This window comes from Streptomyces sp. NPDC052236, from assembly GCF_044548015.1.
Lineage (GTDB): Bacteria > Actinomycetota > Actinomycetes > Streptomycetales > Streptomycetaceae > Streptomyces.
Genome location: NZ_JBIUBL010000004.1, coordinates 63279 through 89606, shown reverse-complemented (window position 1 = coordinate 89606; position 26328 = coordinate 63279). Strand labels below are relative to the sequence as shown.

The window sequence follows — 26328 nt, the reverse complement described above, 5'->3', positions numbered from 1 at the left end:
CGCGGTTCCGCGTCAGTCCAGGCGTGCTGTCCAGATGAGCCCGCCCAGCAGATGCGCGCGGAATTCGGGGTCCGCGTACGCCTCGGGGGCATGGCCCAGCGCCGTATAGAACACCCGGCCGCCGTCGCGCTCATGGCACCAGACCAGCGGATGGTCCTCACCCATCCCGCCGCCCTCGTACGAGGACTCGTCGGCGGAGGCGATGACCCGCACGGCGCCGCGCGGGCTGGCGGCGAAGTCGTACCACTCGTCGGTGAGGCTCCAGGTCGCCGCGCCGCCGAGGTGTTTCATCGCCGGGTGGCCGGAGTCCTCGACGGTGACGGTGCCCGGCTGCGGTTCGGGGTGGCGGGTGAAGCGCGCGCCGAGCAGTTCGGCGTAGTACGGCCAGTCGTACTCCGTGCACGCCGCAGCGTGTACGCCCATGAAACCGCCGCCGCCCTCGCAGTAGGCGGCGAACCTCTCGCGCCCCTCGGGGGTGAACACCTCGCCGCTCGTGGAGAGGAACACCACCGCGGCGTACCGGTCCAGGCCGCTGTCGCCGCTGTCGCCGCTGTCCGCGAAGACCGCCGGGTCCTCCGTCGCCTCGACGGCGAAGCCGTGCTCGGCTCCGAGCTCGCGGAAGGCGTCGACGCCGTACGGGATGGATTCGTGGCGGTACGCGGTGGTGCGGGAGTAGATCAGGATCCGCGGCGGGTGGTGCGGCATCACAGTCCTCCATGACGTAAGGGAAACGATCTCCATCATGCCGGGTGACAGGTGAGGGGCTCCCTCCAGGTCGGCGACCTGGAGGGAGCCCCCCTTGCTCCTAGCGGTGGCTGAACCAGTTCGCCCCGGCCAGCAGCCTGTCGTCATAGCCGAACAGCGCCTGGTTCTCCCAGCCGTTGCCCGAGGCCGGGTCCGTCGGGTCCCAGCCGCTGCCGTTGACCGCCGTCCAGGCCGGCTCCCAGTAGAAGAGACCGAGGCCGCGGCCGTTCGGCACGGCTTCTACGACGTTCATGACGTCCCGGAGCCAGGCCGCCTGGCCCGTCGCGTTCGCCGCGTAGCCGGGGATCAGCTCGCCCGACGTGTCGATGATGTTCTGCAGGCCGTCGTCGCTGTCGAGACGGAAGGCGTACGCGGTCTCGGCGACGAACACCTGCTTGCCGTACCGGGACGAGACATCGTCCAGGTTCGCCTGGAGACTGCTCAGCGCCCCGTGCCAGTAGCCGTAGAACGAGGCGCCGATGACGTCGAACGGCACGCCCTTCGCGACCGCGTTGTCGAACCACCAGCGGTAGAGCCCGTTGTCCCCGCCGTGGGCGAGGTGCAACGCGACCTGCGTGGAGGACGAGACCGCCTTGGCGGCGTTGGACCCGGAGGTGAGCAGCCCGGCCAGCTGGTCCCAGTTGTCCGTGGAACCCTCGGGCCACATCATGCCGCCGTTGAGCTCATTGCCGATCTGCACCATGTCGGCGGTCGTGCCCTGCGCCTTGAGGGCGTTCAGCACGTCGTACGTGTGGTTGTACACGTCCGTCTTCAGCTGGCTGTAGCTGTGCGAGGCCCAGGCGGCGGGCTTGGTCTGGACGCCCGGGTCGGCCCAGATGTCGCTGTAGTGGAAGTCGACCAGCAGCTTCATGCCCTGGCCCTTGATGCGCTTGGCCATCGTCAGGACACGGGCCTTGTTGTTGTAGCCGTCCGCCGGGTTCACCCACACCTTGAGGCGGCCGTAGTTCATGCCCTTGGACTTGAGGATGGTGAGCGCGTCGGCCGCCGTGCCGTCGGCGTAGCGGTAGACGCCGCCCTTGTCCTCGTTCTTCTTCAGGGTGGAGACGTCACCGCCCTTGATGGCGAGGCCCGTCGCCCCGGAAGCCCGGGTGAAGGTCAGATCGTCGAAGTTGGCCCACTGGCCCGCCTTCGCGTCGGAGTTGAGGCTGACCGTGCAGGCCCCGCCGACGACCTTGATGGAGGTCACGAGACGGATCCACGTGCCGTTGGCGGTGGGCGGCAGGTCCGTGCGCTGCTCGGTGCTGCCGCAGCCGCGCAGTGCGAGATACGCCGCGTTCTGGCCGCCGCTGGAGCGGACCTTGGCGCTGAGCGTGTACGTGCCGTCGGTGAGCCCCGACAGGTACTGGTAGGTCTCGACCTTGTACGCGGCCGAGCCCCAGTGGCTCAGGCGGTAACTGCCGCCGCTGCCGCCGGCCTCGGTGAACGAGGCGCTGTTCTGGCCGGCGGCGGAGTAGGTGGACCAGCCGGTGGGGGTGGCGGTGCCGGTGGCGTTCGCCTCGAATCCGGCGTTGGTGAGGGTGGCGGCGGCCTGTGCTTGCGTAGCGGGCAGTGCGGTCAGGAGCAGGGCTCCGAGCGCGGGTATCGCTGCGGCTCTGATCAGCGTTCGCAGTCTGCGCGGTGGGCGGGCTACGGCATGCATCGTCGAGTCCCTTCGACGTGGCGGGAGGGGGAAGGTGGTGCCAATCACCCGGGCGCGGCCGGACTACGGCCACGCCCGGGGAGTTGAGGGATCCCTTGGCCCGAGCCCGGGATCAGGGCCCGAGCCCGGGATCAGGGCCCGAGCCGGGGATCAGTCGTCCAGCTTGACCACGCGCACCGTGCCCGCCGGGACCGCCAGCCGCCCCGCGGCCCGCTCCCCCGTGAGCAGTTCGGTGCCATGGGCGTCGAGCGGGATCTTGGCGTCCGCTTCCGTGTGGTTGATCGCGAAGAGGTAGCTGCCGCTCTCGCCCCGACGGCGTACGACCTCGACGTCACGCGGCAGTTCGGCGCGCGGCGCGATCCGGGCGTCCTCGGCGGCGGCGCCCAGGATCACATCCAGCGCCTCCGCGCCGAGCCGGGTGGAGACGTACCACGCGGTGCCCTCGCCCAGCCGGTGCCGAGTGACCGCGGGCCGGCCGGCGGCGAGTGAGTCGGCGTACGTCCACACCGTCTCGGCGCCGCGCGGGACCACCATCTCGGTCCATACGTCGCCCGTCAGCTCCGACCCGTCGGCGGCGGCGATCCGGACGCGCTCGCCCTCCCCCAGCGGCGAGAACTCCTCGACGGTCAGTCCCAGGACGTCGCGCAGCGCGCCCGGGTACGGCCCTTCGTGGACGGCGTCGTGCTCGTCCACGATCCCCGAGAAGTACGAGACGACGAGCGTGCCGCCGTTCTCGACGTACGTACGCAGGTTGCGTCCCGCCGCCTCGGTGGCCAGATACAGGGCGGGGACGACGACCAGCGGATACGCCGACAGGTCGGCCTCCGGGTGGGCGAAGTCGACGGTCAAGTGCCGGTCGTAGAGCGTCTCGTAGAACGCGTCGGCGCGCTCCCGCGCGTCGTGCTCCTCGCTCGGCCGCCACTCCAGCTGCTGCGCCCACCACGACTGCCAGTCCCACACCATGGCGGCGTCGGCGACCGTACGCGTACCGCGCACCGGCGCGAGCGAGTCCAGGTCCGCGCCGAGCGTGACGACCTCGCGCCAGACGCGGCTGTCGGTCCCGGCCTGCGGGACCATCGCCGAGTGGAACTTCTCCGCGCCGCGCCGGGACTGCCGCCACTGGAAGAACATCGCGCCGTCGGAGCCGCGCGCCACATGGGCGAGGGAGTTGCGGCCCATCTGGCCGGCGGCCTTGGCGGGGTTGCGCGGCTGCCAGTTGACGCCGCTGGTGGAGTGTTCGAGGAGCAGCCAGGGGGCGCCGGCCGCCACCGAGCGTGTGAGGTCGGCGGCCATGGCGAGGTTGACGTGGGTGCGGCGGCCGTCGGTGATCAGATAGTGGTCGTTGGTGACGACGTCGACCTCACGTCCCCAGGCCCAGTAGTCGACCGAGTCGCACTGGCTCAGCGCGGTCATGAAGTTGGTGGTCACGGGCATGCCGGGCGAGAGCCGGTGCAGAATGTCCCGCTCCATGACGAAGTTCTCGCGCATGGTGGCGTCGGCGAAGCGCGCGTAGTCGAGGCGCTGCGCCGGGTTGCAGGCGGTGGGCGTGGCGCGCGGCGGCTCGATCTCCTCGAAGGAGCCGTAGCGCTGGCCCCAGAACGTCGTGCCCCAGGCCTCGTTGACGCCCTCGACCGTCTCGTACCTGGCGCGGAGCCAGCCGCGGAAGTGCGCGGCGCAGTTCTCGCAGTAGCAGGCGCTGACCGGGACGCCGTACTCGTTGTGGACGTGCCACATGGCGAGGCCCGGATGCGCGCCGTAGCGCTGCGCGAGCTGCTCGGTGATCGCGGCGGCGGCCGAGCGGTACGCCGGTGAGCTGTGGCAGATCGCGCCGCGCGAGCCGAACGCGTACCGCACGCCCTCGCGGCTGACCGGCAGCGCTTCCGGATTCTCGCGGTAGAACCACGCGGGCGGTACGACGGTGGGGGTGCCGAGATCGATCCGGATGCCGCCCTCGTGCAGCAGGCCGATGATGCGGTCGAGCCAGCCGAAGTCGTAGACACCGCGCTCGGGCTCCAGCAGCGCCCAGGAGAAAATACCGAGGCTGACCATGGTGACACCGGCCTCGCGCATCAGCCGTACATCCTCCGGCCAGACGGTCTCCGGCCAGTGCTCAGGGTTGTAGTCCCCGCCGTAGGCGAGCCCGGTCAGGCCCTGGGGTGCGGTGTCCGGCATGGAGATCTCCTGATGAAGCGGGCTTAATGGGCTACTGAAGCGATCATGTGGGAACGTGCACACAGCCCAGCGTCTGACGTGGGCCCAACATAACCGCACAGCAACAACCATTGACAAGTGTCGGGAATGTTTCTCTACTGTGAACGCTCACAGAGCAGGGCCGGTCTACCGCACACCGTCGGAGACCCTTGTCAGGGGAGATAAACCCATGCACCTCACGATGCGCCGTCGCTTCGTGGTCACGTCCATCGCCATCGCGCTGGCCACCACGACCCTCGCCGCCTGCGGTTCCGACGACGACAGTGCCGGCGGCAGCGACAAGGACGCGCCCGACTCCGGCCCCGTCTCCCTGACGTACTGGGCATGGGCGCCCGGTATGGACAAGGTCGCCGACATCTGGAACAAGAAGAACCCGAACATCAAGGTCACGGTCAAGAAGCAGGCCTCCGGCGACGACCTCGTCACCAAGATCATCACGGCGGCCAAGGCCAAGAAGGCCCCTGACCTGGTCCAGGCCGAGTACCAGGCGCTGCCCACTCTCGTCAGCAACAACGTCCTCGCGGACGTGTCGGCCGAGACCAGCGCCATCGAGAAGGACTTCGCACCCGGTGTCTGGCAGCAGACCACCCTCGGCACCGACTCGGTCTTCGCGATCCCGCAGGACTCCGGGCCGATGATGTTCTACTACCGCCAGGACCTCTTCAAGCAGTACGGCCTGACCGTCCCCACCACCTGGGACGAGTTCGCCGAGACCGCCCGCGCGCTGAAGGAGAAGGACTCCGGCAAGGCGCTGACCACCTTCTCCTCGAACGACTCCGGCCTCTTCGCCGGGCTCGCCCAGCAGGCCGGCGCGAAGTGGTGGACCGCCGACAACGACACGTGGAAGGTCGGCATCAACGACGCGGCCACCAAGAAGGTCGCGGACTTCTGGGGCGGCCTGGTCGAGGAGGGCGCCATCGACAACCAGCCGATGTACACCCCCGCCTGGAACAAGGCGCTGGACACCGGCAAGCAGATCGCCTGGGTCAGCGCGGTCTGGGCGCCCGGCACGCTGACCACCGCCGCCCCCGCCACCAAGGGCAAGTGGGCGATGGCCCCGCTCCCGCAGTGGACCAAGGGCGAGAACGCCACCGGCAGCTGGGGCGGCTCCTCCACCGGCGTCACCAATGACTCCAAGCACAAGGCAGCCGCGGCGAAGTTCGCCAGCTGGCTGAACACGGACCCGGAGGCGCTGGCCGCGATGGTGAAGGAAGGCGGCATCTACCCGGCCGCCACGGCCGCGCAGACCGGCTCCGCGCTCGCCAAGGCCCCGGACTTCTTCTCCAACCAGCCCGACTTCTACACCCAGGCCGCCGCGATCGCGAAGGGCACCGCGCCGTCCGCCTGGGGCCCGAATGTGAACGTCGCGTACACCACCTTCAAGGACGCCTTCTCCAAGGCCGCCAAGGCCAAGAAGAAGTCGGAGTTCGAGGCCGCGCTCGCCACCATGCAGAGCACCACGTTCGACGACCTCAAGAAGCAGGGCTTCGAGGTCGCGCAGTGACCAGCTCCACCAACAAGCGGGTGGCGCACGGCTCCAGCAGCCGTGCGCCTCGCGCCCGCAGTGCCCGTACCAGCAGTGGGCGGGTGCGGCGTGCTCCGTACGCCTTCCTCGCCCCCGCCGTCGTCCTGTTCCTGCTGTTCTTCGCCCTGCCCATCGGCTACGCGATCTACCTCAGCCTGCGCAAGGTCGAGGTCAAGGGCCTGGGCCTGGGACCCGGCGCCCGCGACGAAGTCTGGGCGGGCCTGTCGAACTACACGGACGCCCTCTCCGACTCGGAGCTGCTCGACGGCGCGCTGCGCGTGCTGGGCTACGGCGCGCTCGTCGTCCCCCTGATGCTCGGCTCGGCGCTGCTGTTCGCACTGATGCTGGACACGGAGCGGGTACGGTTCACCACCTTCACCCGGCTGGCGATCTTCCTTCCGTACGCCATCCCGGGCGTGATCGCGGCCCTGCTGTGGGGCTTCCTGTACCTGCCGGACGTCAGCCCGTTCACGTACGTCCTCGATTCGGTCGGACTGCCGCCGCCCAACATGCTGGACGGCGGGCCGCTGTTCATCGCGCTGACGAACATCGCGGTCTGGGGCGGCACCGGCTTCAACATGATCGTCATCTACACCTCGCTGCGGTCGATCCCGGTCGAGGTGTACGAGGCGGCCAGGCTGGACGGCTGCTCCCAGCTCCAGCTCGCGCTGCGCGTCAAGATCCCGATGGTGGCGCCCTCGCTGGTGCTCACCTTCTTCTTCTCGATCATCGCGACGCTCCAGGTGTTCGCCGAGCCGACCACCCTCAAGCCGCTGACCAACTCTCTTACCTCCACGTGGAGTCCGCTGATGAAGGTGTACACGGACGCCTTCGGCAACAACGACATCCACTCGGCCGCGGCTCAGGCCGTGATCATCGCCGTTGCCACGCTCCTGATGTCCTTCGGATTCCTGCGCGTCGCGAACCGCCGTACCAAGCAGGAGGAAGCCCGATGAGTTCTCTTGCTGTCCACAAGGCGGCCCCGGCAGCCGGGGCCACCCCGGGGACCGCCCAGGGGCCGCCCCCGCGGCGCCGCCGTGTCGCGATCATCCCGACCGCGGTACTGCTGCTCGGCGCGCTGTACTGCCTGCTGCCCGTCGTCTGGGTGGTGATGGCCGCCACCAAGTCGGGGCGCGAGTTCTTCTCGACGTTCACCTTCCTGCCGGGCACGGGCTTCACCGACAACCTCGCCGACCTCAACGCGTACCGCGACGGCGTGTACTGGCAGTGGATGGCCAACTCCGCCTTCTACGCGGGTGTGGGCGCCCTGCTGTCGGCGGCGGTCTCGGCCCTCTCCGGCTACGCGCTCGCGATCTACCGCTTCCGCGGGCGCGAGACGGTCTTCAGCATCCTGCTGGCGGGGGTGCTGATGCCGCCGGTGATCCTCGCGATCCCGCAGTACCTGCTGCTGGCCGAGGCGGACCTCACCGACTCGTACGCCTCCGTACTGCTGCCGCTGATCCTCTCCCCGTACGGGGTGTATCTGGCGCGTATCTACGCGACCGCCTCCGTGCCGGCCGATGTGGTCGAGGCCGGGCGGATGGACGGGGCCGGGGAATGGCGGATCTTCCTGCGGATCGGGCTGCCGATGATGGTGCCGGGGCTGGTGACCATCTTCCTGTTCCAGTTCGTGGCGATCTGGAACAACTTCATGCTGCCGTACATCATGCTCAGCGACGACGAGAAGTTCCCGATGACGCTGGGGCTGTACACGCTGCTCGCCCAGGGCTCGAACACGCCCGCGCTCTACACACTGGTGGTCACGGGCGCGCTGCTGGCGATCATTCCGCTCATCGCGCTGTTCCTGGTCATCCAGCGCTTCTGGTCCCTGGACCTGCTGTCCGGAGCAGTAAAGTCGTGACTATGAGTAACGCAGGGGGCCAGGGGATCGGCCGGGAGCCGCGCCGCAGGCCGCCGACGATCCACGACGTGGCGCGGGAGGCGGGTGTCTCCCGGGGCACGGTCTCGCGGGTCCTGAACGGCGGGCACTATGTGAGCCCGGCGGCCCAGGAAGCGGTCGACGCCGCGATCCACAAGACGGGTTACGTCGTCAACCGGCACGCGCGGTCGCTGATCACGGGCCGGTCGGACTCGGTGGCCTTCCTGCTCACGGAGCCGCAGGAGCGGTTCTTCGAGGACCCGAACTTCAATGTGCTGCTGCGGGGCTGTACGCAGGCGCTGGCCAACCACGACATCCCGCTGCTGCTGATGATCGCGGGCACGGACGCCGAGCGCCGACGGATAACGCGGTACATCACGGCGGGCCATGTCGACGGGGTCCTGCTGGTCTCCAGCCACTCGGGCGACCCGGTGGCCGAGCAGCTGCGCAAGGCGGGGGTGCCGCTGGTGGCCTGCGGGAAGCCGCTGGGTCAGGCGTCGAAGGTCAGCTATGTGGCGGCGGACGACCGGGACGGCGCGCGGGACATGGTGCGCCATCTGCTGGCGACGGGCCGCCGCCGTATCGGCATGGTCACCGGCCCGCTCGACACTCCGGGCGGTACGGAACGCCTGGCCGGATACCGCGAGGTACTGGCGGAGGCGGGCATCGAGGCGGACGAACGGCTCATCGTCTCCGGCGACTACAGCCGGGCCAGCGGCGAGTCGGGGGGAGCCGAGCTCCTTTCGCGCGTACCGGACATGGACGCGGTGTTCGTGGCCTCGGACCTGATGGCGCGGGGTGTGCTGTCCGCGTGCCGGCAGGCGGGGCGGCGGGTGCCGCAGGACATCGCGGTGGGCGGCTTCGACGACTCGTCGGCCGCGCTGGCGGGGCGGCCGGAACTGACGACGATCCGGCAGCCGTATGACCGCATCAGCGCGGAGATGGTACGGGTGCTGCTGGCGCTGATCGGCGGGGAGGACCCGGCGGTGGTGATCCTGCCGACGGAGCTGGTGCGGCGGGAGTCGGCGTAGCGGTACGCACGTGGGCACGTGGGCACGTGGGCACGTGGTGCACAGCAGCAGGGCCGCACCCCGTCACGGGGATGCGGCCCTGTAAACCCTGTAAGCCTTGTCAGTGGCTCAGGATCAGAACATCAGGCGGTAGATGTTCCAGCCCGAGCTGCCGATCTTGACACGGGCCGTGAACGGGGCCGCGGAGTTGCCGGTCCCCTGGTAGCGCCAGAGCGCGCCCGTAGTGTCGCGGGCGAGCAGGTCGGTCTTGCCGTCCGCGTTCAGGTCACCGGTGGACATGAGGTAGTTGTACGTGTTCCAGCCGGTGCCGACCGAGGAGCGGGTGGCGAACGGGGCGGCGGCGTCACCGGTGCCCTTGTACAGCCACATCGCACCGGAGGCGTCACGGGCCAGGAGATCGGCCTTGCCGTCGCCGGACAGGTCGCCCTGGCCCACCAGCTCGGTGTAGATGTTCCAGCCGGTGCCGACCTTCACGCGGGACTGCAGGGTGCCGTCCGCGTTGCCCTTGTAGAGCCAGAGCGCACCGGCCTCGTCGCGGGCCAGGATGTCGTAGGCCTGCGTGGAGCCGAGGTTGCCGGGGGCGAGGACCTTGCTGTAGATGTCCCAGCCGCTGCCGTCGCTGCTGTTCCCGTTGTCGTCGAAGTAGTACATGTAGCCGAAGTTGTCCCAGTAGTACGTGCCCTCGGAGTGGCCGTCACCGTCGTGGTCCGCCTGAGCGGCGGTCCTGAAGAGGTCCATGCCGCTGGCGTCGAGGTCCACGCGCGGGGAGAGGCCTCCGGTGCCGTTCGGGGAGTAGAGGAAGAGCTTCCCCGACGTATCGGCGGCGAGCAGCGAGTTGACCGGAGCGGCTGCCGCGGCGGACGCGGTGGCGTTCCCCGGAATGGCCTCGGCGATGGCGCCCTTGTCGATGCTCTTCAGGCTCTTCAGCGCCGGGGGAACCGGGTTGCTGTCGGCCACGGCGGACCCGGCGGAGGTGCCCACCAGTGCGGCGGCGATGGCCGCGACGGCGAGACGCGAGAGGACGTGCCCACGCTTACGGCCGGGAAGATTGGCCACGTTTTTCTCCATGTGGTGAGGATGCTGCGCCCACGAGATCTTCGCGGGATCATCATGATCGTTGCACAACATCCTTACGGGTCAACCGATTTGAAGGACAGCCGGCCCAGATCCTGGATCTTCCTCAGGAGATGGCCGATTCATCCCTGCTACTTGGCCGAAGTGACGTCTTCGCCGACACCGTCGGCGGCCGGCTCCTGCACTTCGGCGTAGCCCGGCACCCCTGCGGTGGGTACCTCGCGCCCGGCGCGTACCGCCTCTGCCATGGCGACGGCGGCACCCAGCGCGCCTCGGTAGAGCAGCGAACCGGTGCTGACACGGCGGACGCCGAGCGAAGCGAGCCGGGGAACGGTGTGCGCCTCGGGCGTGTAGAGGATGTTGAGCGGGGCGGGGATCGCGGCGACCAGGGCCTCGATGTCGTTGCCGTCGACGATGCCGGGCACGAAGATCCCGTCCGCCCCCGCCTCCAGATACGCCTCGGCGCGGCGCAGAGCCGATGAGAGCGGTGGTGGGGCGTCCGTCATCCAGTGCGTATCGATACGGGCATTGAGGTAAAGAGCCGGTGCGCTCTGCTTGACCGCGCGAACCAACTCCACCTGACGGTCCACGGCCCGCAACCCGCCACCGGGCAGACCGTCCTCCAGATTGACGCCCGCCGCTCCGGCCCGCGCCAACTCCTGTACCAGCGCTCCCACTTCATCCGAACCGCCGCCGAAACCACCTTCGATGTCGACGGTGTACGGGCAGGGCAGCGCACTCCTTCCGAGCCGCCGGGCGAGCGCGACGGTCTCCTCCCGGGCGAGCCCGCGGCCGTCGGGCAGCCCATGAGCCGCCGCCACACCGAGGCTGGTGGTGCCGACAGCGGTGAACCCCGCGGCGGCCAATGCGGCGGCCGAGGACACATCCCAGGCGTTGGGAAGCAGGAGCGGGCCATCGCCGTGGTGCAGCGCAGCACCTCGCCCAGCACACGGCCGCTCATCCCCAAGTGGCGGGCGCACCAGGCGCAGTCGATAGCCATTTGCTGCCGGGGCCGGAGCTGGGCCAAGTTCGGCAGTCCGCCCGTCGCCACCGACTGGCCGATCACCGCTCGCCCTTCACCACGAGTTCTGCCCAGACGCGCTTGCCCCACCGGAAATGGTCGGTGCCGGTCTAGGGCGTGTTTTAGAAGTCCCTCCCCCTGGACTTCGTCCGGGGGGCCCCAGCCCCGCGACGCCTGGCACGCGCACTCGCGGTGTTGTCGGAGTCGCCCAAGTACTCCCCCAGAGCTCCGCCTGGGGGTGCCCCCACCGCCTTGCGATTGCACGCACCAGACGCCGCAGGGCCCGCCCTGCGGGCGGACGGCGCTACTTCTCAAACACGCCCTAGGCGACCAGCAGGACACCGCCCTTGAGGACGAACCGGTCCGCGAGCGCGGAGTGCACGAGACGGTCCAGAAAGCACTCCAAGATGTACAGCTGGTGCAGTTCCTCGGTGGGTCTGCCGCTGCGTCGCGCCAGGTTCTGCAGATCTAAGTAGGTGCGGCCGGCTTCCGTGGCACGCGTGGGGCGGGGAGTCACAGCAGGACCTCCAAGGTCGTGCGCAGAGGTGCGGCGGCCTGCGGAAAGTGCTTGGCCATCGCCATCAGCGCCGCGGGACGGCTGCCCCTGCGGCTCAGCCAGCCGCGGAGCGCCTCCACCGCGAGTTCCGGTCCCTCTCGGTGGCGTAGCCGGAAGGCGTCGATGATGCACCGTTCCGCGCCGAAAATGCCGATCTGCTTGCTCGGCCCCACGGACAGCAACTCACGCCCGACGTGGAAGGTCTCACGAGCAAAGTGATGCCGGCTGACCGGTGCGGTCACCCGGAGCTCCCGCCTGCCGCGGGGAACCGCGAGGTCGATGGCCGCGAGGTTCTGGTCCGTCAGACCGTGTCGTGCCAGTGCCGAGACCAGGCAGAGTGTCCCGTCCGGCACGCGGTGGGCAACCTCGATCAGATCGAGGTCCACCATCGGCTCGGCATCCGCCCTCCGATAGAGCCCCCGGCTGACCAGTTCGACTTGGCCGTCCCGGAGCATTCGCCGCAGCCGGCCGTCCGACGCACCCAGGCGGCGGGCTTCGGAGTATCGGAACGTTTCAGGCAAGCCGTTGATGTCCATGGAGCCGCTGATCACGTTCCTCCCTCGCGAAGAGGTGACGGAAAATGCTTACACCCAGGCCACACCTGTATGCATAAACCTCCGCCGCGCAACCGCGACTGGCCTCAGCCTTGCTGGATGGCGGTGACGCAGCGCGCGAGCAGCGCTCGCAGCATGTCGCGTTCCTCCGCCGTGAACTCGTCGGCGAGGCGGCGTTCGATCCGTACGGCCTGTTCGTCAGCCAGCCGTACCGTTTCGCGGCCGACGTCCGTGAGCCGGGTCTCCAGCATCTTCTGGTGCCACGGGTGCGCCGACCTCATGATCAGGCCGCGCTCTTCGAGGGTCTTCAGCACGGCCGCCATGGCCTGCGGGGTGACCAGACAGGTCCGGGCAAGTGCTGCCCCGGAGATGCCCGGGTTCTCGGCGAGGACGAGCAGCGCGGCGTACTGCGCGACGGTCAGGCCCGAACCCTTCAGGGCCGCGCTCTTCGCCGCCATCAGGGCCTGTTCCGTGCGCTTGATGTCCAGTCCGAGGCGTTCGCCTGGGGGCATTTCCATGACCGTGAGTGTACAGCCATGAACGTGTATCAAGAGTTTGATATAAGTCAAGGCATGGATAACAAGACCGTCCTTATCACCGGCTCCACCCAGGGGCTGGGCCGCCACATCGCCCTCGACCTCGCCGCCAAGGGCGCGTCCCTCCTGCTGCACGGTCGCGACCGGGGACGGCTGGACCAGGTCGCCGCCGATGTGCGCGCCGTCTCGCCGGGTGCGCCCGTACGCACGTACCTGGCCGACCTCGCCGACCTCGGCCAGGTGCGGGCCATGGCCGCCCGCGTCCTCGACGCCGAAGCCCGGCTCGATGTCCTGGTCAACAATGCCGCCATCGGCTTCGGCACCGACCACACCAGGCGCGAAGTGAGCCGCCAGGGTCACGAACTTCGCTTCGCCGTCAACTACTTGGCACCCCGCCTGCTGACCCGCGAACTGCTGCCGCTGCTGACCGCCTCCGCGCCCGCCCGAGTCATCAACGTCGCCTCGGCCGGGCAGGCGCCCCTCGACTTCGGCGACGTCACGCTGGAGCACGGCTACGGCGGCGAAGACGCCTACTGCCGCTCCAAGCTGGCAATGATCATGTCGACATTTGACCTGGCCGCCGAGCTCCCGGCCGACCGGGTCACCGTCAACGCGGTGCACCCGGCACACCTGATGGACACCCGGGGCGTGCGCGAGTCCGGGCTCACTCCCGCGGTCGGCATTGACGAGGGAGTCCGGCCGACCGTACGGCTGATCACCGACCCGGCTCTGGCGACGGTAACCGGGAAGTACTTCGACCAGTTCACCGAAAGCCCGGCCCACGAGCAGGCGTACGAAGCGACGGCACGAGCACGGCTCGCCGCACTGACCCGCGACCTTCTGGCTTGACGCGACAAGCCGGCCACCCGGTGGGTACGGACTTCCGTTTACGCCACAACTAGCCGCGCACGCACAGCCGTACGCCGCACGCCCGCCGGGGAACCTGATGCGAAAACACCCGAATAGCCCTATTATTACTAATGCGGTGATAAAGGTCCGATGTGAACCGGACCGAGATGCAGTGCGGCTCCAGTTGACAGGCCTCTTGCCGCACCTCAGCCACAGACAGCGCCGTGCGGCCGTGCGTATGAGGGTGGCGTCGGTCGCGCCACCCGCCGCGGCGAGGAATTGCGGTCGCTCCACACCACAATCGCGGCTGCGGGAAGCGCTGGGCCTCTCTGCTCCCGGCCCGTCATCGTCAGCCCAGCTACCCCTGTAGAGGCATGCCCAGCCCAGGGAAGGACCAAGGAAATGACGCGTGATCAGCACATGGCGGTGTCGAACCAGCCTGAAGAGCAGGCGGCTCTCACCGCGGAGCAGGCCCTCTTCCGGGATCCGTCGGAGGGCGTGGAAGGAACACCGGCTCAGCCGGGTGCCGATGGCCTGGAACAGGTGGGGGACTACCAGCGCCCGCAGTACGACAGGCTGTCGGCGGATGCGTGGACCGCGCCGACGGCCGAACTGCCTGACATAGGCGAGGCGTCGTTCGGCCCGGTGCCCCCGGTTGCCGAGACCGTTCACCTGCCGGACGACCGCGTCCAGATCACCGATACAACGATCTATCCGTGGCGGGTGCACGCCTCACTGCTCGTCACCGCCGCGGACGGCTCGCGGTGGAGCGGCACGGCATGGTTCATCGGGCCGCACACGCTGGCGACCGCCGGCCACGTGTTGTACATCAAGAACAGTGGTGTCCCTGGACGAGACGGGTGGGTCCAGAGCATTCAGGTCATGCCCGGCCGCAACGGCACGGCACTGCCCTACGGCTCTGTCACCAGCGCCAACTTCCACTCAGTGACCGGCTGGACCAGCTCCGGCGACGAGAACCACGACTACGGCGCGATCATCATCCCCACAGATCTGGGCTCCACCACCGGATGGTTCGGTTTCGGGGCATGGCCGGACGCCGACCTGCTCAAGACCGCGGGCAACATCTCCGGATACCCGGGCGACAAACCGTCCGGCACCCAGTGGTACGACGCCCGCGGCATCAGCTCGGTGAACCCGCTGAAGGTGTACTACGACATAGACACCGCCGGCGGGCAGAGCGGCAGCGCCGTATACCGCGAGGTCAACGGCGGTCGCTACGGAATCGCGATCCACGCCTACGGTGGAGCGACCACCAACTCCGGGACCAGGATCACCAGGCCCGTCTATGACAACCTGGTGGCCTGGACAGCGTGACAGTCATCTGCACATTGCCACCCGGCTGCCGAAGGTGGTGAAGACGCCCGTGCCGCGCAGCGATGGCCCGGCGTGCCTGATCACCGGAGTCGTGCAGGACGTAAACGGCAGGCCCGTCCCGGACGCCACCGTGTACATCACCGGCGGGCCCGCGCCGTATCCCGACATTGCCGTGCTGTCCGCGGCCGACGGGAGCTTCACACTCTCCGTCCGCGGTGAGGGTGTCTACACCCTGCAATGCCGGACACCGGACAGCAAAGTCGCCGAGACAGCAGTCACGGCACGCGGCAACCAGCCGGCCCAGGTGCGGCTCCTGCTCTGAGCCCCGCGCACGACCAGCCGGGTATTCCCGCAGCCCTTCGCACGCTCTCCCATCACCTGTCGCAGCATCGGACACCCGGGAGGAAAAGTGAGTGCCAAAGCCCCACGGCGGCAGCCTGACCCCACCAGTGACTTCGATGCCGAGACATCGTCACACCCGAGCGACGCCGACCTGTGGGAATCCTTCCAGGCGGCCCAGGGCGCCGCGGCCCGGAGAGAAGGCGGCTCGGCCCCAAACACGGACGAGCAGCTCCCTCCGGGTGGCGGGCCTGTCGAACTCAGACCGCTTCAGCAGCAGTTCCAGGAACAGCGGCCACCAGACCCGACCTCCGCCTTCGGCGCCGCCGCGCCGATGTCCCGGCCCGGTGAAGCCGATGGGACGTCGACCACCGCCATCATCTACTTCAGCCCCGACACCTGCGCCGAGTACGGCCGCTGGGGTACACGCGGTTGGTGGAACATCCCGCCCAATGGCGAGGCACATGTACTGAACACGAACAACGACTGGTCGTACATCTACGCAGAAGCCGACGACGGCAGCCTCTGGACCGATATGAGCGGGCCTCGAATGTACGTCCGCCGCCAGGCATTCGACTCCTGCCTGCTCATCGCGACACCGCGAGCAGAGTGGTCAGAGCGGTCAAAGTCTGGTCCGGCCCGGTAAATCTGAACCCACCGAGCGGCGCCCTCACGGCGCTTCCGGCTGCCGTATCCGGTCAGCTCGAACGATCCGCTCCCGGCCCGGTCGGGCTTTCGGGGCAGCACTGAGAGAGGAAACAGCCATGGCAGTCACACACAGCGAGGCACCCGCAGGCGCGGCGCCCGTGAAGGAAACTCCCCAATACTGCGCACAGCAACCGGTAACCAAACCACTTCTGCCCCCGGATCTCAGTAGCGACCGGCTCAGCGCCATACTCGTGGGCCGGACGAAATGGGTGAACGGCACCGTACTGCGCTACTTCCTCCTCAACGAGGGTAATGGCCACCGCGCGCAGCTCAACGCGGTCCGCCAAGCCTTCCGGGACTGGAAGGACATCGGAATCGGGCTGGATTTCGTTGAGGTGAACCAGCCCTCGCAAGCCGAGGTCCGCATCGGCTTCGATTGGAACGACGGCTCCTGGTCGTACGTAGGCCGGGATGTCCTGAACATCAGCACGCTCCAGCGCACGATGAACTTCGGCTGGGACCTGACCAGCCGACACGGCAGGTCCACCGCCCTGCACGAGATCGGGCACACGCTCGGCTTCGCCCACGAGCACCAGAACCCGTTCGCCGGCATCGTATGGGACGAGGAGAAGGTCTACGCCGCACTCGCCGGCCCTCCGAACAACTGGCCACGAGAGCAGACCTTTCACAACATCCTGCGCAAGCTTTCCACCAGTGAAGTCGAGGGATCCATCTGGGACCCGCTATCGATCATGGAGTACCCCTTCCCGCCCGGCCTGATCATCCAGCCGGAGAAATACCGGAGCGGAATAGCGGATCCCCTCGACCTCTCCGCCCTGGACAAGAAGTACGTCCAGCAGTGGTATCCGGCCCTGACTGCCAAGCCGGCCGAACTCCACCCACTGCAGTCGATGGAGCTGGACCTCGCCGCCGGTGGGCAGAAGGACTTCGCCATTGTCCCGACAGAAACACGGATGTACGAAATCGGCACGTTCGGGGACAGCGACGTCGTCATGGTCCTCTTCGAGGAGGAGGTCGACGGCGAAGAACAAACGCGCTACTTCACGGCGGACGATGACAGCGGCGCCGCCAGCAACGCCCGCCTGAAGGTCAGGCTCTTCGAAGGACGGCGCTACGTACTGCGCACCCGGCTGTACTCCGCCTGGGGTCCCGGAAAGGCCGCGATCATGGTCTGGTGACCACCGGCGCCCGGCTCCCAACCGCGGTCGGTCCCAACGGAGTCGGTCACGCCGGAGCGTCCCGGTGAAGATCCAGCCGCGGGCCGGGCACCGTGCGCGCGTCGGCGTCGCCTAGCGAGGTCAGAAGCGCGCGGATGGACTCGGATTCGGGACTCCCGAGCTCCGAGTAGAGGGCCAGCGCGAGTCGCCAGTGGTGCCGCGCCTGGCGCGGGTCGCCCATCGCGTGGTGGCAGAGGGCCGCGCCGCCGAAGGCGCGTGCCTGTTCGTCGCGCTCGCCGATGCGGAGCGCGATGGTGGCAGCGGCGGTGTGGCGGGCGAGGGCCTCCGCCGGCCGGCCCGCATCGTGCAGGGCCTCGCCGAGGCCGTTGAGGGCGCAGGCCTCGCCGTGCTGCTCGCCCGTTTCGCGGAACATGGTGAGGGCTTGGTGGTGCTGGTCGGTGGCCTCCTTGCGCCGTCCCTGCCGCAGCAGGGCGTTGCCGAGGTTGGTCCGGGCGTACGCCTCGCCGCCCCGGTGGCCGAGCCGGCGGAACAGGGTGAGGGCGTGCCGGTGGCGGTCGGCCGCCTCCTCGTACTGGCCCTGCCGTACGAGGATGATGCCGAGGTTGGTCAGCGTCCGGGCCTGGCCGGCCAGGTCGCCCGTGGTGTCGTGCAGGGCGAGGGCCTGGTGATGGTGGGCGGTGGCGTCCTCGTACTTGCCCTGCCGCTGAAGGATGTTGGCGAGGTTGGTCAGCGTCCGGGCCTGGCCGACGGCGTCGTCGATGCCCCGGTAGAGGGCGAGCGCCCGCGTGTGGTGGTCCGCGGCCACCTCGTACTTGCCCTGGCGCCAGCAGACATTGCCGAGGTTGCTGAGAGCCCGGGCCTGGCCCGCCGCGTCTCCGGTCGCGCCGAAGATGCTCAGCGCCCGGCCCAGACAGTCCGTGGCCGCCTCGTACCGGCCCAGCCGCCAGTGGACGGCGCCGAGGTTGGTCTGTGCCTCGGCCTGCGCGGTGGGGTCGCCGATCCGGCGGGCTGCCTGGAGGGCGTGGGTGTGGATGACGAGTGCCTCGGTGTGGTGGCCCCCGTCGAGGTAGCGGAACAGTGAGGTGGCCAGCCGCGTGGCGTGGCTGGGGTGGCCGCCCGCCGCCGCGTCCGCGCAGACCGAGGCGAGGGTGAACCACTCGCTCTCCAGCCAGGCCCGGGCCGCGGCGGGACTGGCCGGCTGCGGGAGGAAGTTCACGGACGGCAGAGCGCGGGAGCGATGGGGTGCTTCGCCGGGGTGCAGTACGTTCATGGCCGCGGCGGTAGCGGCCAGGTAGTAGTCGAACAGGCCCGTGACCGCCGTCTGCCGGTCGGCCTCGCTGTCCTCGCTGTCCTCGCCCCGGGTGCGGTCCGCGGCATAGGCGCGCAGCAGGTCGTGCATGGAGAACCGGTCGGCGCCTGTGCGCTGGAGCAGGTGCGCGCGGCTGAGCAGTTCCAGTGCCCTGCGGGCCTGGTCGGGCTGGGTGCCGGTGAGCGCGGCCGTGGCGTACGGGTCGATGTCGGGGCCGGGGTGCAGGCCCAACAGCCGGAAGGTGCGGGCGGCGTCGGCGGGGAGGTGCCTGTACGACCAGGAGAACACGGTACGGACGGCGGCGCGCTCGTCGCCGCCCGCGTCCAGCAGCTCCAGCCGCCGCTGGTGGTCGACCAGTTCGGCGACCAGGGCGGACAGGGACACGGCGGAGCGCGCGGTGGCGAGTTCGGCGGCCACCCGCAGCACCAGGGGCAGCCGTGCGCACTGCTCCGTCAGGGCCGCGGAAGCCGCGGGTTCGGCCTCGACGCGCCGCCCGATGAGGGTGCGCAGCAGCGCCAGCGCGTCGGAGGCGGGGAGCCCGGCCAGTTCGAGGCGGCGGGCTCCGTGCAGCGCCACCAGTCCGGGCAGGCTGTCGCGGCTGGTGACGATCACCGCGCAGGAGGGGGTGCCGGGCATGAGTGGCCGGACCTGCTCGGCCGAGGCGGCGTTGTCCAGTATCACCAGCATGCGCCGGTCGGCGATCTCGGTACGGTAGCGGGCGGAGCGTTCATCGACATCGACCGGGATCGCCGGGCCTGGCACGCCGAGGGTGCCCAGAAAACGGGTGAGGGCCTCGCCGGGGGCCAACGGCAGCTCCGGGTGGTAGCCGCGCAGGTCGACGTACAACTGGCCGTCGGGGAAACGGCTGCGGACCCGGTGGGCCCAGTGCACGGCGAGAGCGGTCTTGCCGACTCCGGCGGTACCGGACACCACCGTGATCGCCATGGGAACGGCACCCTCCCCCGCCGTGCCCTCCCCCGCCGCGCCGTCCAGCCGGGACAGTTCCTCGGCCCGGCCGGTAAAGCCCGCCACGTCCGCCGGTAACTGAGCCGGGACCGGCCGTGCCACAGAAGCGGGAGGGGCCGGGGCCGCTTTCGGACCGGCACCCGAGTGTCCGCCCGGGTGTCCAGGACTCTCCCGCAGGAGTGCCGCGTGCGCGGCGGCCAGGTCCGGCCCGGGGCCGACCCCGAGCTCATCGGCGAGCCGACGGCGTACGTCCTGGTAGTGGGCGAAGGCCTGCGCCCGCCGCCCGACCGCCTGATAGGCCCTCATCAGCAGGGCCTGTACCGCCTCGTCGAGCGGCTGCCCGGCTGCCGCCTCCCGCAGGACGGCCATCGCGTCAGCGGCGTCGCCGACCTCGATTTTCGCCGCGCCGTAGCGGATCAGCGTCGCCCGCCGCTCCTCGCGCAGGGAGACCACCTTGGGATGGGCGTGGAGCAGCGGGACATCGGCGAGCGCGGGCGCCTGCCACAGATGAAGTGCGCTGTCCAGCAGGGCGACCGCCTGCGGCCAGTCGCCCTCCCGTTGCGCACGACCGGCCTCCGCGACCAGACGGCGGAAATGACGCAGGTCAAGGTCGTCGCCGGGGACGCGCAGGGCGTAGCCGTCGCCGACCGCGGGCAGCACCGTGCTGGGCGCGCGGGCCGGCCGGTCGGGCTCCAGCAGATGGCGCAGGTTCTTGACATGTGTCTGAATCACATTGGTCGCGGAACGAGGCGGCCGTTCACCCCACAAGGCGTCGACCAGACCGGCCCGCTGTACCGGCCGGCCACAGGCCAGTGCCAGCACGCCAAGGGTGGCCCGCTGCCCGGCCGAGCCCAGACCGATGCGGACACCGTCACGCCACGCACAGACCGGGCCCAATACCTGGACGCGCACTCGCCCACCTCTTCACTTTTTTCCCACCCGACCCTCACACGAGATCCAGATGTGATCCAGTCACTATCCAGTCAGGCGAAGGCCGACTCTCTTCAATCACCGTCCAGTGGACGTCCAGTCCCGCCCCATACCTTGTGGTCGCCGGTGCTGGTTCGGCCAAGCGGACCATGCCGCAATGCCCTACCACGCCCCCACGTCCACCGGGAGGGAAGAACCATGAAGGCAAGGTTCAAGAAGAGACTGGCCGCGGCGGTCGCGGTCGTATCCACGATGGCGGCAGTCGCTGTGGCAGCCCCGAGCAGCAGCGCCGCCCCGACCGTCCCCAGCCTGCAAGCGTTCGGGATCTCGGCTGACGGCACGGTGATGTCCGCGTTCACGACCGACAACCCGGACACGCTCAACTGGTTCAAGCTCATCACCGGGCTCAAGGGCGACACCGCACTGATCGGGATCGACTTCCGCGTGCAGAACGGCCTCATGTACGGCGTCGGCAACCAAGGCGGCATCTACACGATCACGACCCCGCCGACGACCGCGGACGTGGTGGTCACCAAGGTCTCCCAGCTCACTGTCCCGCTGTACGGCACGAATTTCGGGGTCGACTTCAACCCCGCGGCCGACCGGTTGCGAGTGATCAGCGACAACGCCCAGAACCTGCGCCACAACCTCCACGACCACACCACGACCGAGGACACGACGCTGACCACCCCGCCCCTGACCGGGCCCACCAGGAGCGTCACCGCCGCCGCCTACACGAACAACGACCTGGACGCGACCACCGCGACCACGCTGTTCGACATCAACACGGCCCTGGACCAGGTCGTCATCCAGTCACCGGCCAACAACGGCTTTCTGGCCGCGACCGGTGCGCTCGGCCGGGACTCCGGCCTCAACGCGGGCTTTGACATCTACAGCGACCTGACCAACGGCAAGACGACCTCGGTGGTGGGTTTCGCCAGTCTGCCTTCGGGTGCGGTTTCGACGCTCTACACCGTCAACCTGTTCACCGGGGAGACCGCCCCCATAGAACCATTCCCGTTTGCCATGACCGACGTAGCCGTCACACTCGACACGATGTGACACCGATCAGCCCGCCCCGGCACTCTCCCGGGGCGGGCTGATCGCCGTTTCTGTTGCCAGGGAGCGGTCAGCTCTTCGCGAGCCGGTCCGCCGCCGAGCGCCAGGCCGCCTGGTCCCCCCTGGGCTCGTACCGCCGCAGCGGCTGCGTGTCCGCCACCAGTTCGCGCATCCCCGCGCGGTCGCCGACCAGACCGTGTGCCCGCGCCTGGACCAGTACGTTGCCCAGCGCCGCCGCCTCCGCCGGACCCGCGATCACCGGCAGGCCGCAGGCGTCCGCCGTCAGTTGGCACAGCAGCTCATTGCGGGCGCCGCCGCCGACCACATGGACGACGTCGACCGCCCGGTCCGCGAGCCGCTGGGCGTCCTCGATGGCGCGGCGGTGGGCCAGCGCCAGGGAGTCGAGGATGCACCGGGTGATCTCCGCCGGGGTTCCCGGCACCGGCTGCCCGGTACGGCGGCACGCATCCGCGATCCGTTCCGGCATCCGCCCCGGGGCCAGGAACGCCTCGTCGCCCGCGTCCACCACGCTCCGCAGCGGCGGCACTGCCGCAGCCCCCCGGAGCAGGTCCTGAAGGCCTTCCGTACCTTCCGTACCCCAGTCGCGCAAGCACTCCTGAAGCAGCCACAGGCCCATGATGTTGCGCAGATACCGCACCGTGCCGTCGAGGCCCAGCTCATTGGTGAAGTTGGCCTGCCGGCTCTCCTCCGTCAGTACGGGCGCGTCGAGCTCCAGACCCGCCAGCGACCACGTACCGGTACAGATATACGCGAAACGCTCACCCCGCGCGGGCACGGCGGCGACCGCCGACGCCGTGTCGTGCGAGCCGACCGCGGTGACCGGGACCGGTCCCGTCAGGCCCGTCTCCTCCAGTACGGACGGCAGCAGCAGCCCGGCCGCGTCGCCGGGCCTGCGCAGCGGCGCGAAGAGCGACAGGTCGACGCCGACCCGGTCCGCGAGGGAGTGGGCCCAGTCGCCGGTACGGGGGTCGATCAGCTGGGTCGTGGAGGCGTTGGTGAGCTCCGTGCCCTGCTGGCCGGTCAGCCAGTACGAGATGAGGTCGGGGATCAGCAACAGACCGGAGGCCGACGCGAGTTGGTCCCCGGCCGCGACCAGCTGGTAGAGGGTGTTGAAGGGCGCGTACTGGAGGCCGGTCGCCGCGTACAGCTCGGCGGGCGGCAGGGTCGCCCAGACCTTCTCCGGTACGCCTTCGGTGCGCGCGTCCCGGTAGTGGACGGGGTTGGCGAGCAGCCGCCCCTCCGCGTCCAGCAGACCGTAGTCCACGGCCCAGCTGTCGATGCCGACGGAGGCGACCGGGCCCGCCGCGCGCAGTCCGTCGAGCACCCCGGCGTACAGGGAGAGGATGTCCCAGTGCAGCGTTCCCCCGACCCGGACGGGGCGGTTGGGGAAGCGGTGCGCCTCGCTGAGGGTCAGGGTGCCGGGCCCCGCGCGGCCGACCATGACGCGTCCGCTGGACGCGCCGAGGTCGACCGCGGCAAGAGCGACAGTCTCGGAAGAGCTGGTCATCGCAGGAAGGCCGCCGCGACACCGGCGTCCACCGGGATGTGCAGCCCTGTCGTATGCGTCAGATCGCCGCCGGTGAGCGCGAAGACCGCGTTCGCGACATGCTCGGGCAGCACCTCGCGCTTGAGCAGGGTGCGCTGGGCGTAGAACTCGCCGAGCTTCTCCTCCTCGACCCCGTACACCGCCGCGCGCTTCGCGCCCCAGCCCGCCGCGAAGATCCCGGAGCCGCGCACGACACCGTCCGGGTTGACGCCGTTGACGCGGATCCCGTGCTCGCCCAGCTCGGCGGCGAGCAGCCGTACCTGGTGTGCCTGGTCGGCCTTGGTCGCGGAGTACGCGATGTTGTTGGGTCCGGCGAAGACCGCGTTCTTGGAGGCGATGTAGATGATGTCGCCGCCGATGCGCTGGGCCTGCATGATCCGCGCGGCCTCGCGCGAGACCAGGAAGGAACCCCGCGCCATGATCGAGTGCTGGAGGTCCCAGTCCTTCGCCGTGGTCTCCAGGAGGGGCTTGGAGATGGAGATCCCGGCGTTGTTGACCACCAGGTCGACGCCGCCGAAGGCGAGTACCGCGGCGTTGAAGGCTGCGGCGATCTGCTCCTCGTCGGTGACGTCGACCCGTACGGCGACCGCCTTGTCGGGGCCGCCCAGTTCTTCGGCGACCGCGGTGGCGTTCTCCTCGTTCAGATCGGCGATGACCACGCAGGCGCCCTCGGCTGCCAGCCGGTGCGCGATGGCCCTGCCGATGCCGGAGCCCGCGCCCGTGACGAACGCGATCCGGGTGGCGAGCGGCTTGGGCTTCGGCATCCGCCGGAGCTTGGCCTCCTCCAGCTCCCAGTACTCGATGCGGAACTTCTCGTACTCCTCGATCGGCGCGTACGAGGAGACGGACTCGGCTCCGCGCATCACATTGATCGCGTTGACGTAGAACTCGCCCGCCACGCGCGCGGTCTGCTTGTCCTTGCCAAAGCTGAACATGCCCACGCCGGGGATGAGGACGACGGCCGGGTCCGCGCCGCGCATCGCCGGCGAGTCGGGGGTCGCGTGACGCTCGTAGTACGCGCGGTACTCCGCCCGGTACTCCTCGTGCAGCTCACCCAGTCGTGCGATGGCGTCCGCCAGCGGCGCGCCCGGCGGCAGGTCCAGGACCAGCGGCCTGACCTTCGTGCGCAGGAAGTGGTCCGGGCAGGAGGTGCCGAGCGCGGCCAGCCGCGGGTGTTCGGCGCGCTCCAGGAAGTCCAGGACCGGGGCGCTGTCGGTGAAGTGGCCGACCTGGGGCCGGTCCTGGGAGGCCAGGGCGCGGATGTACGGGGCGAGGGCGGCGGCGCGCTCGCGCCGCGCGGCCTCGTCCAGGGCCGCGTATCCGTCCAGGGCCGGGCCGAAGGGCTCCGCGTCGCCGCGCTCTTCGAGGAACGCCTCGGCCTTGCGGATGATGAACAGGGCGTTGGCCTCGCACTCCTCGGCGCTCTCGCCCCAGGCGGTGATGCCGTGGCCGCCCAGGATCACGCCGACGGCCTGCGGGTTGGCCTCCTTGACCGCGGCGATGTCCAGACCGAGCTGGAAACCGGGCCGCCGCCAGTCCACCCAGACGACCTTGTCGCCGAAGCAGTCGGCGGTCAGCTTCTCGCCGTCGGCGGCGCAGGCCAGGGCGATGCCCGAGTCAGGGTGCAGATGGTCGACGTGCGCCGAGTCGACGAGGCCGTGCATGGCGGTGTCGATGGAGGGGGCCGCGCCGCCCTTGCCGTGCAGGCAGTAGTCGAACGCGGCGACCATCTCGTCCTCGCGATCCACGCCCGGGTAGACGGCGGTGAGCGCGCGCAGCCGGTCGAGGCGCAGGGCCGCGAGGCCGTCGGCGGTGAGGGTGCCGAGGTCGCCGCCGGAGCCCTTGACCCACATCAGCTCCACGGGCGTGCCCGTGACGGGGTCGGTGACGCTGCCCTTCGCGGAGGTGTTGCCGCCCGCGTAGTTGGTGTTGCGCGGATCGGCGCCGAGCCGGTGCGAACGCTCCAGCAGGGCGCTGACCTGCGGGTGGAGCTGCGATTCCGACTGGTCCGGTCCTGAAAGCTGCTGTTCCTGTGCCATGGTGCTCAAGCTCCCCATCCGGCCTGTTCGCCGCCGACCCGCTCGGCGACGATCTTCTCCGCCCACCCCGAACGCCGGTACGCGGCCATGGGGTCGGGATCGATCCCGAGCTCCTCGCGCACCTCGGCGAGCAGGGGCCGGACATCGGTGTTGTACGCGTCCATCAGGACGGCGTTCGACTCCAGCACGTCACCGGCCGCCTGGGCCGCGGCGAGCGCGTCGGGGTCGACCAGCAGCGCCTTCACCGTGGCCTCCTGGACGTTCATCACCGAGCGGATGATCGCCGGGATCTTCGCCTCGATGTTGTGGCACTGGTCGAGCATGAAGGCGACCTCGGGCGTGAGGCCGCCGCCCCGGATGACTTCGTACATGATCCGGAACAGCTGGAAGGGGTCGGCCGCCCCCACCATCAGATCGTCGTCCGCGTAGAAGCGGGAGTTGAAGTCGAAGGCGCCGAGCTTCGACTCGCGCAGCAGGAGGGCCACGATGAACTCGATGTTGGTGCCGGGCGCGTGGTGCCCGGTGTCCACCACGACCTGGGCCTTCTCGCCGAGCTTGAGGCAGTGGGCGTACGCCGTGCCCCAGTCCGGCACATCGGTGGCGTAGAAGGCGGGCTCGAAGAACTTGTACTCCAGCAGCATCCGCTGGTCGTCGCCGAGCCGCTCGTACACCGCCTGGAGCGCTTCGGCCAGCCGGTCCTGGCGGGAGCGGATGTCGTCCTGGCCCGGGTAGTTCGTACCGTCCGCGAACCACAGCTTCAGGTCGCGCGAGCCGGTGGCGTCCATGATGTCGACGCACTCCAGCAGATGGTCCAGTGCCTTGCGGCGGACCTTGGCGTCCGGGTTGCAGACGCTGCCGAGCTTGTAGTCGTCGTCCTGGAAGACATTGGAGTTGATCGCGCCGAGCCGCAGTCCGCGCTCCTTGGCGTGCGTGGCGAGCGCGGCGTAGTCGTCGACACGGTCCCACGGGATGTGCAGGGCGACGGTGGGGGCGACCCCGGTGTGCGCGTGCACGCGCGCCGCGTCGTCCAGCTTCTCCTGCGGGGTGCGCGGGACGCCGGGCTGCGCGAACACCTTGAACCGCGTGCCGGAGTTCCCGTAGGCCCACGACGGTGTCTCGATGGCCTGGGACTTGAGAGCGGCCTTCACCGCGGCGAGCTCGGTCAAAGTAATGGCTCCTACGTCATAAGGGCGTCATGAACCGCATGAATCGATTCATAGGGCAAGTTAGGAGCGCGGGGAAGGGGTGTCAACCCCGCCGACCAGGTTGATGCGGGTTGAGATCGCCGCACTTCACA

22 protein-coding genes are annotated in these 26328 nt (G+C 69.5%); 10 read left to right on the top strand and 12 right to left on the bottom strand.

Features of this window, described 5'->3' with window-relative positions:
* Nucleotides 1-12: 12 nt before the first annotated feature.
* From ACIHCQ_RS09205 to ACIHCQ_RS09195, 3 genes are all read right to left on the bottom strand, one after another.
* Complete coding sequence (locus tag ACIHCQ_RS09205) at nucleotides 13-705, bottom strand: ThuA domain-containing protein (RefSeq protein WP_399659402.1); 693 nt, start codon at nucleotides 703-705, stop codon at nucleotides 13-15.
* A 100-nt stretch (nucleotides 706-805) separates the two neighbouring features.
* Complete coding sequence (locus ACIHCQ_RS09200; protein WP_399659399.1) at nucleotides 806-2404, bottom strand: arabinogalactan endo-beta-1,4-galactanase; 1599 nt, start codon at nucleotides 2402-2404, stop codon at nucleotides 806-808.
* 150 nt (nucleotides 2405-2554) lie between these two features.
* Entirely contained in the window at nucleotides 2555-4576 is a 2022-nt protein-coding gene (locus ACIHCQ_RS09195; protein ID WP_399659396.1) for a beta-galactosidase, read from the bottom strand.
* Nucleotides 4577-4796: 220 nt separating this feature from the next.
* Between ACIHCQ_RS09195 and ACIHCQ_RS09190 the strand changes: the two genes are divergently transcribed.
* The 4 genes from ACIHCQ_RS09190 (at nucleotide 4797) to ACIHCQ_RS09175 (ending at nucleotide 9050) form a co-directional block, all read left to right on the top strand.
* Nucleotides 4797-6119: an ABC transporter substrate-binding protein gene (locus tag ACIHCQ_RS09190; RefSeq protein ID WP_399659997.1), complete on the top strand. Its 1323-nt coding sequence runs from the start codon at nucleotides 4797-4799 to the stop codon at nucleotides 6117-6119.
* A gap of 83 nt (nucleotides 6120-6202) precedes the next feature.
* On the top strand, nucleotides 6203-7096 hold the full coding sequence (locus ACIHCQ_RS09185) for a carbohydrate ABC transporter permease (protein ID WP_399659994.1): 894 nt from the start codon (nucleotides 6203-6205) through the stop codon (nucleotides 7094-7096).
* Entirely contained in the window at nucleotides 7093-8001 is a 909-nt protein-coding gene (locus ACIHCQ_RS09180) for a carbohydrate ABC transporter permease (protein WP_399659393.1), read from the top strand. Before ACIHCQ_RS09185 ends, ACIHCQ_RS09180 begins: the two co-directional genes overlap by 4 nt.
* Nucleotides 7998-9050, top strand: a complete 1053-nt coding sequence (locus tag ACIHCQ_RS09175) for a LacI family DNA-binding transcriptional regulator (RefSeq protein WP_399659391.1) — start codon at nucleotides 7998-8000, stop codon at nucleotides 9048-9050. Before ACIHCQ_RS09180 ends, ACIHCQ_RS09175 begins: the two co-directional genes overlap by 4 nt.
* 114 nt (nucleotides 9051-9164) lie before the next feature.
* Here ACIHCQ_RS09175 and ACIHCQ_RS09170 read toward each other — a convergent pair whose 3' ends face one another.
* The 5 genes from ACIHCQ_RS09170 to ACIHCQ_RS09150 all read right to left on the bottom strand — a co-directional run bounded on the left by ACIHCQ_RS09170 (nucleotide 9165) and on the right by ACIHCQ_RS09150 (nucleotide 12773).
* Complete coding sequence (locus tag ACIHCQ_RS09170; protein WP_399659388.1) at nucleotides 9165-10118, bottom strand: FG-GAP repeat domain-containing protein; 954 nt, start codon at nucleotides 10116-10118, stop codon at nucleotides 9165-9167.
* 137 nt (nucleotides 10119-10255) lie between these two features.
* The gene (locus ACIHCQ_RS09165) at nucleotides 10256-11104 is read right to left on the bottom strand and encodes an isocitrate lyase/phosphoenolpyruvate mutase family protein (protein ID WP_399659385.1); all 849 of its coding nucleotides are present in this window, start codon (nucleotides 11102-11104) and stop codon (nucleotides 10256-10258) included.
* Between the two features lie 363 nt (nucleotides 11105-11467).
* Nucleotides 11468-11662, bottom strand: a complete 195-nt coding sequence (locus ACIHCQ_RS09160; RefSeq protein WP_399659382.1) for a hypothetical protein — start codon at nucleotides 11660-11662, stop codon at nucleotides 11468-11470.
* Complete coding sequence (locus ACIHCQ_RS09155) at nucleotides 11659-12252, bottom strand: type IV toxin-antitoxin system AbiEi family antitoxin domain-containing protein (RefSeq protein WP_399659379.1); 594 nt, start codon at nucleotides 12250-12252, stop codon at nucleotides 11659-11661. The genes ACIHCQ_RS09160 and ACIHCQ_RS09155 overlap by 4 nt, the downstream gene beginning before the upstream one ends.
* A gap of 89 nt (nucleotides 12253-12341) precedes the next feature.
* Nucleotides 12342-12773: a MarR family winged helix-turn-helix transcriptional regulator gene (locus ACIHCQ_RS09150; protein ID WP_399659376.1), complete on the bottom strand. Its 432-nt coding sequence runs from the start codon at nucleotides 12771-12773 to the stop codon at nucleotides 12342-12344.
* 54 nt (nucleotides 12774-12827) lie between these two features.
* On the opposite strand from ACIHCQ_RS09150, the gene ACIHCQ_RS09145 reads away from it, so the two are divergent.
* The 5 genes from ACIHCQ_RS09145 (at nucleotide 12828) to ACIHCQ_RS09125 (ending at nucleotide 17161) form a co-directional block, all read left to right on the top strand.
* On the top strand, nucleotides 12828-13640 hold the full coding sequence (locus ACIHCQ_RS09145; protein ID WP_399659373.1) for an SDR family NAD(P)-dependent oxidoreductase: 813 nt from the start codon (nucleotides 12828-12830) through the stop codon (nucleotides 13638-13640).
* A 402-nt stretch (nucleotides 13641-14042) separates the two neighbouring features.
* Nucleotides 14043-14975, top strand: a complete 933-nt coding sequence (locus tag ACIHCQ_RS09140; protein WP_399659371.1) for a trypsin-like serine peptidase — start codon at nucleotides 14043-14045, stop codon at nucleotides 14973-14975.
* A 49-nt stretch (nucleotides 14976-15024) separates the two neighbouring features.
* Nucleotides 15025-15297 carry a carboxypeptidase-like regulatory domain-containing protein gene (locus tag ACIHCQ_RS09135; protein ID WP_399659369.1) on the top strand — a complete coding sequence of 91 codons (273 nt, stop codon included), beginning with the start codon at nucleotides 15025-15027 and terminating at the stop codon, nucleotides 15295-15297.
* Between the two features lie 87 nt (nucleotides 15298-15384).
* Entirely contained in the window at nucleotides 15385-15960 is a 576-nt protein-coding gene (locus ACIHCQ_RS09130; protein WP_399659367.1) for a hypothetical protein, read from the top strand.
* A 118-nt stretch (nucleotides 15961-16078) separates the two neighbouring features.
* The gene (locus ACIHCQ_RS09125) at nucleotides 16079-17161 is read left to right on the top strand and encodes a M12 family metallopeptidase (protein ID WP_399659364.1); all 1083 of its coding nucleotides are present in this window, start codon (nucleotides 16079-16081) and stop codon (nucleotides 17159-17161) included.
* Nucleotides 17162-17207: 46 nt separating this feature from the next.
* Here ACIHCQ_RS09125 and ACIHCQ_RS09120 read toward each other — a convergent pair whose 3' ends face one another.
* Nucleotides 17208-20348, bottom strand: coding sequence for an AfsR/SARP family transcriptional regulator (locus ACIHCQ_RS09120; RefSeq protein ID WP_399659362.1), 3141 nt, complete (start codon nucleotides 20346-20348; stop codon nucleotides 17208-17210).
* Nucleotides 20349-20564: 216 nt separating this feature from the next.
* Between ACIHCQ_RS09120 and ACIHCQ_RS09115 the strand changes: the two genes are divergently transcribed.
* Complete coding sequence (locus ACIHCQ_RS09115) at nucleotides 20565-21428, top strand: DUF4394 domain-containing protein (RefSeq protein ID WP_399659360.1); 864 nt, start codon at nucleotides 20565-20567, stop codon at nucleotides 21426-21428.
* Between the two features lie 67 nt (nucleotides 21429-21495).
* Here the strand turns inward: ACIHCQ_RS09115 and ACIHCQ_RS09110 are convergent, their stop codons facing one another.
* From ACIHCQ_RS09110 to rhaI, 3 genes are read right to left on the bottom strand one after another with little or no spacing between them, the layout of a single operon-like run.
* A complete protein-coding gene (locus ACIHCQ_RS09110) occupies nucleotides 21496-22953 on the bottom strand; it encodes a rhamnulokinase family protein (protein WP_399659356.1) in 1458 nt (485 codons plus the stop codon).
* Nucleotides 22950-25031, bottom strand: coding sequence for a bifunctional aldolase/short-chain dehydrogenase (locus ACIHCQ_RS09105; RefSeq protein WP_399659353.1), 2082 nt, complete (start codon nucleotides 25029-25031; stop codon nucleotides 22950-22952). Before ACIHCQ_RS09105 ends, ACIHCQ_RS09110 begins: the two co-directional genes overlap by 4 nt.
* Nucleotides 25032-25036: 5 nt before the next feature.
* Nucleotides 25037-26197 carry an L-rhamnose isomerase gene (gene rhaI / locus ACIHCQ_RS09100; protein ID WP_399659350.1) on the bottom strand — a complete coding sequence of 387 codons (1161 nt, stop codon included), beginning with the start codon at nucleotides 26195-26197 and terminating at the stop codon, nucleotides 25037-25039.
* Nucleotides 26198-26328 lie beyond the last annotated feature (131 nt).

Excerpts from the sequence above, each read along its gene's own strand:
- ACIHCQ_RS09205 (WP_399659402.1), bottom strand. The coding sequence starts at position 705 with ATGCCGCACCACCCGCCGCGGATCCTGATCTACTCCCGCACCACCGCG.
- ACIHCQ_RS09200 (WP_399659399.1), bottom strand. The coding sequence starts at position 2,404 with ATGCATGCCGTAGCCCGCCCACCGCGCAGACTGCGAACGCTGATCAGA.
- ACIHCQ_RS09195 (WP_399659396.1), bottom strand. The coding sequence starts at position 4,576 with ATGCCGGACACCGCACCCCAGGGCCTGACCGGGCTCGCCTACGGCGGG.
- ACIHCQ_RS09190 (WP_399659997.1), top strand. The coding sequence starts at position 4,797 with ATGCGCCGTCGCTTCGTGGTCACGTCCATCGCCATCGCGCTGGCCACC.
- ACIHCQ_RS09180 (WP_399659393.1), top strand. The coding sequence starts at position 7,093 with ATGAGTTCTCTTGCTGTCCACAAGGCGGCCCCGGCAGCCGGGGCCACC.
- ACIHCQ_RS09170 (WP_399659388.1), bottom strand. The coding sequence starts at position 10,118 with ATGGAGAAAAACGTGGCCAATCTTCCCGGCCGTAAGCGTGGGCACGTC.
- ACIHCQ_RS09150 (WP_399659376.1), bottom strand. The coding sequence starts at position 12,773 with ATGGAAATGCCCCCAGGCGAACGCCTCGGACTGGACATCAAGCGCACG.
- ACIHCQ_RS09145 (WP_399659373.1), top strand. The coding sequence starts at position 12,828 with ATGGATAACAAGACCGTCCTTATCACCGGCTCCACCCAGGGGCTGGGC.
- ACIHCQ_RS09140 (WP_399659371.1), top strand. The coding sequence starts at position 14,043 with ATGACGCGTGATCAGCACATGGCGGTGTCGAACCAGCCTGAAGAGCAG.
- ACIHCQ_RS09125 (WP_399659364.1), top strand. The coding sequence starts at position 16,079 with ATGGCAGTCACACACAGCGAGGCACCCGCAGGCGCGGCGCCCGTGAAG.
- ACIHCQ_RS09115 (WP_399659360.1), top strand. The coding sequence starts at position 20,565 with ATGAAGGCAAGGTTCAAGAAGAGACTGGCCGCGGCGGTCGCGGTCGTA.
- ACIHCQ_RS09110 (WP_399659356.1), bottom strand. The coding sequence starts at position 22,953 with ATGACCAGCTCTTCCGAGACTGTCGCTCTTGCCGCGGTCGACCTCGGC.
- ACIHCQ_RS09105 (WP_399659353.1), bottom strand. The coding sequence starts at position 25,031 with ATGGCACAGGAACAGCAGCTTTCAGGACCGGACCAGTCGGAATCGCAG.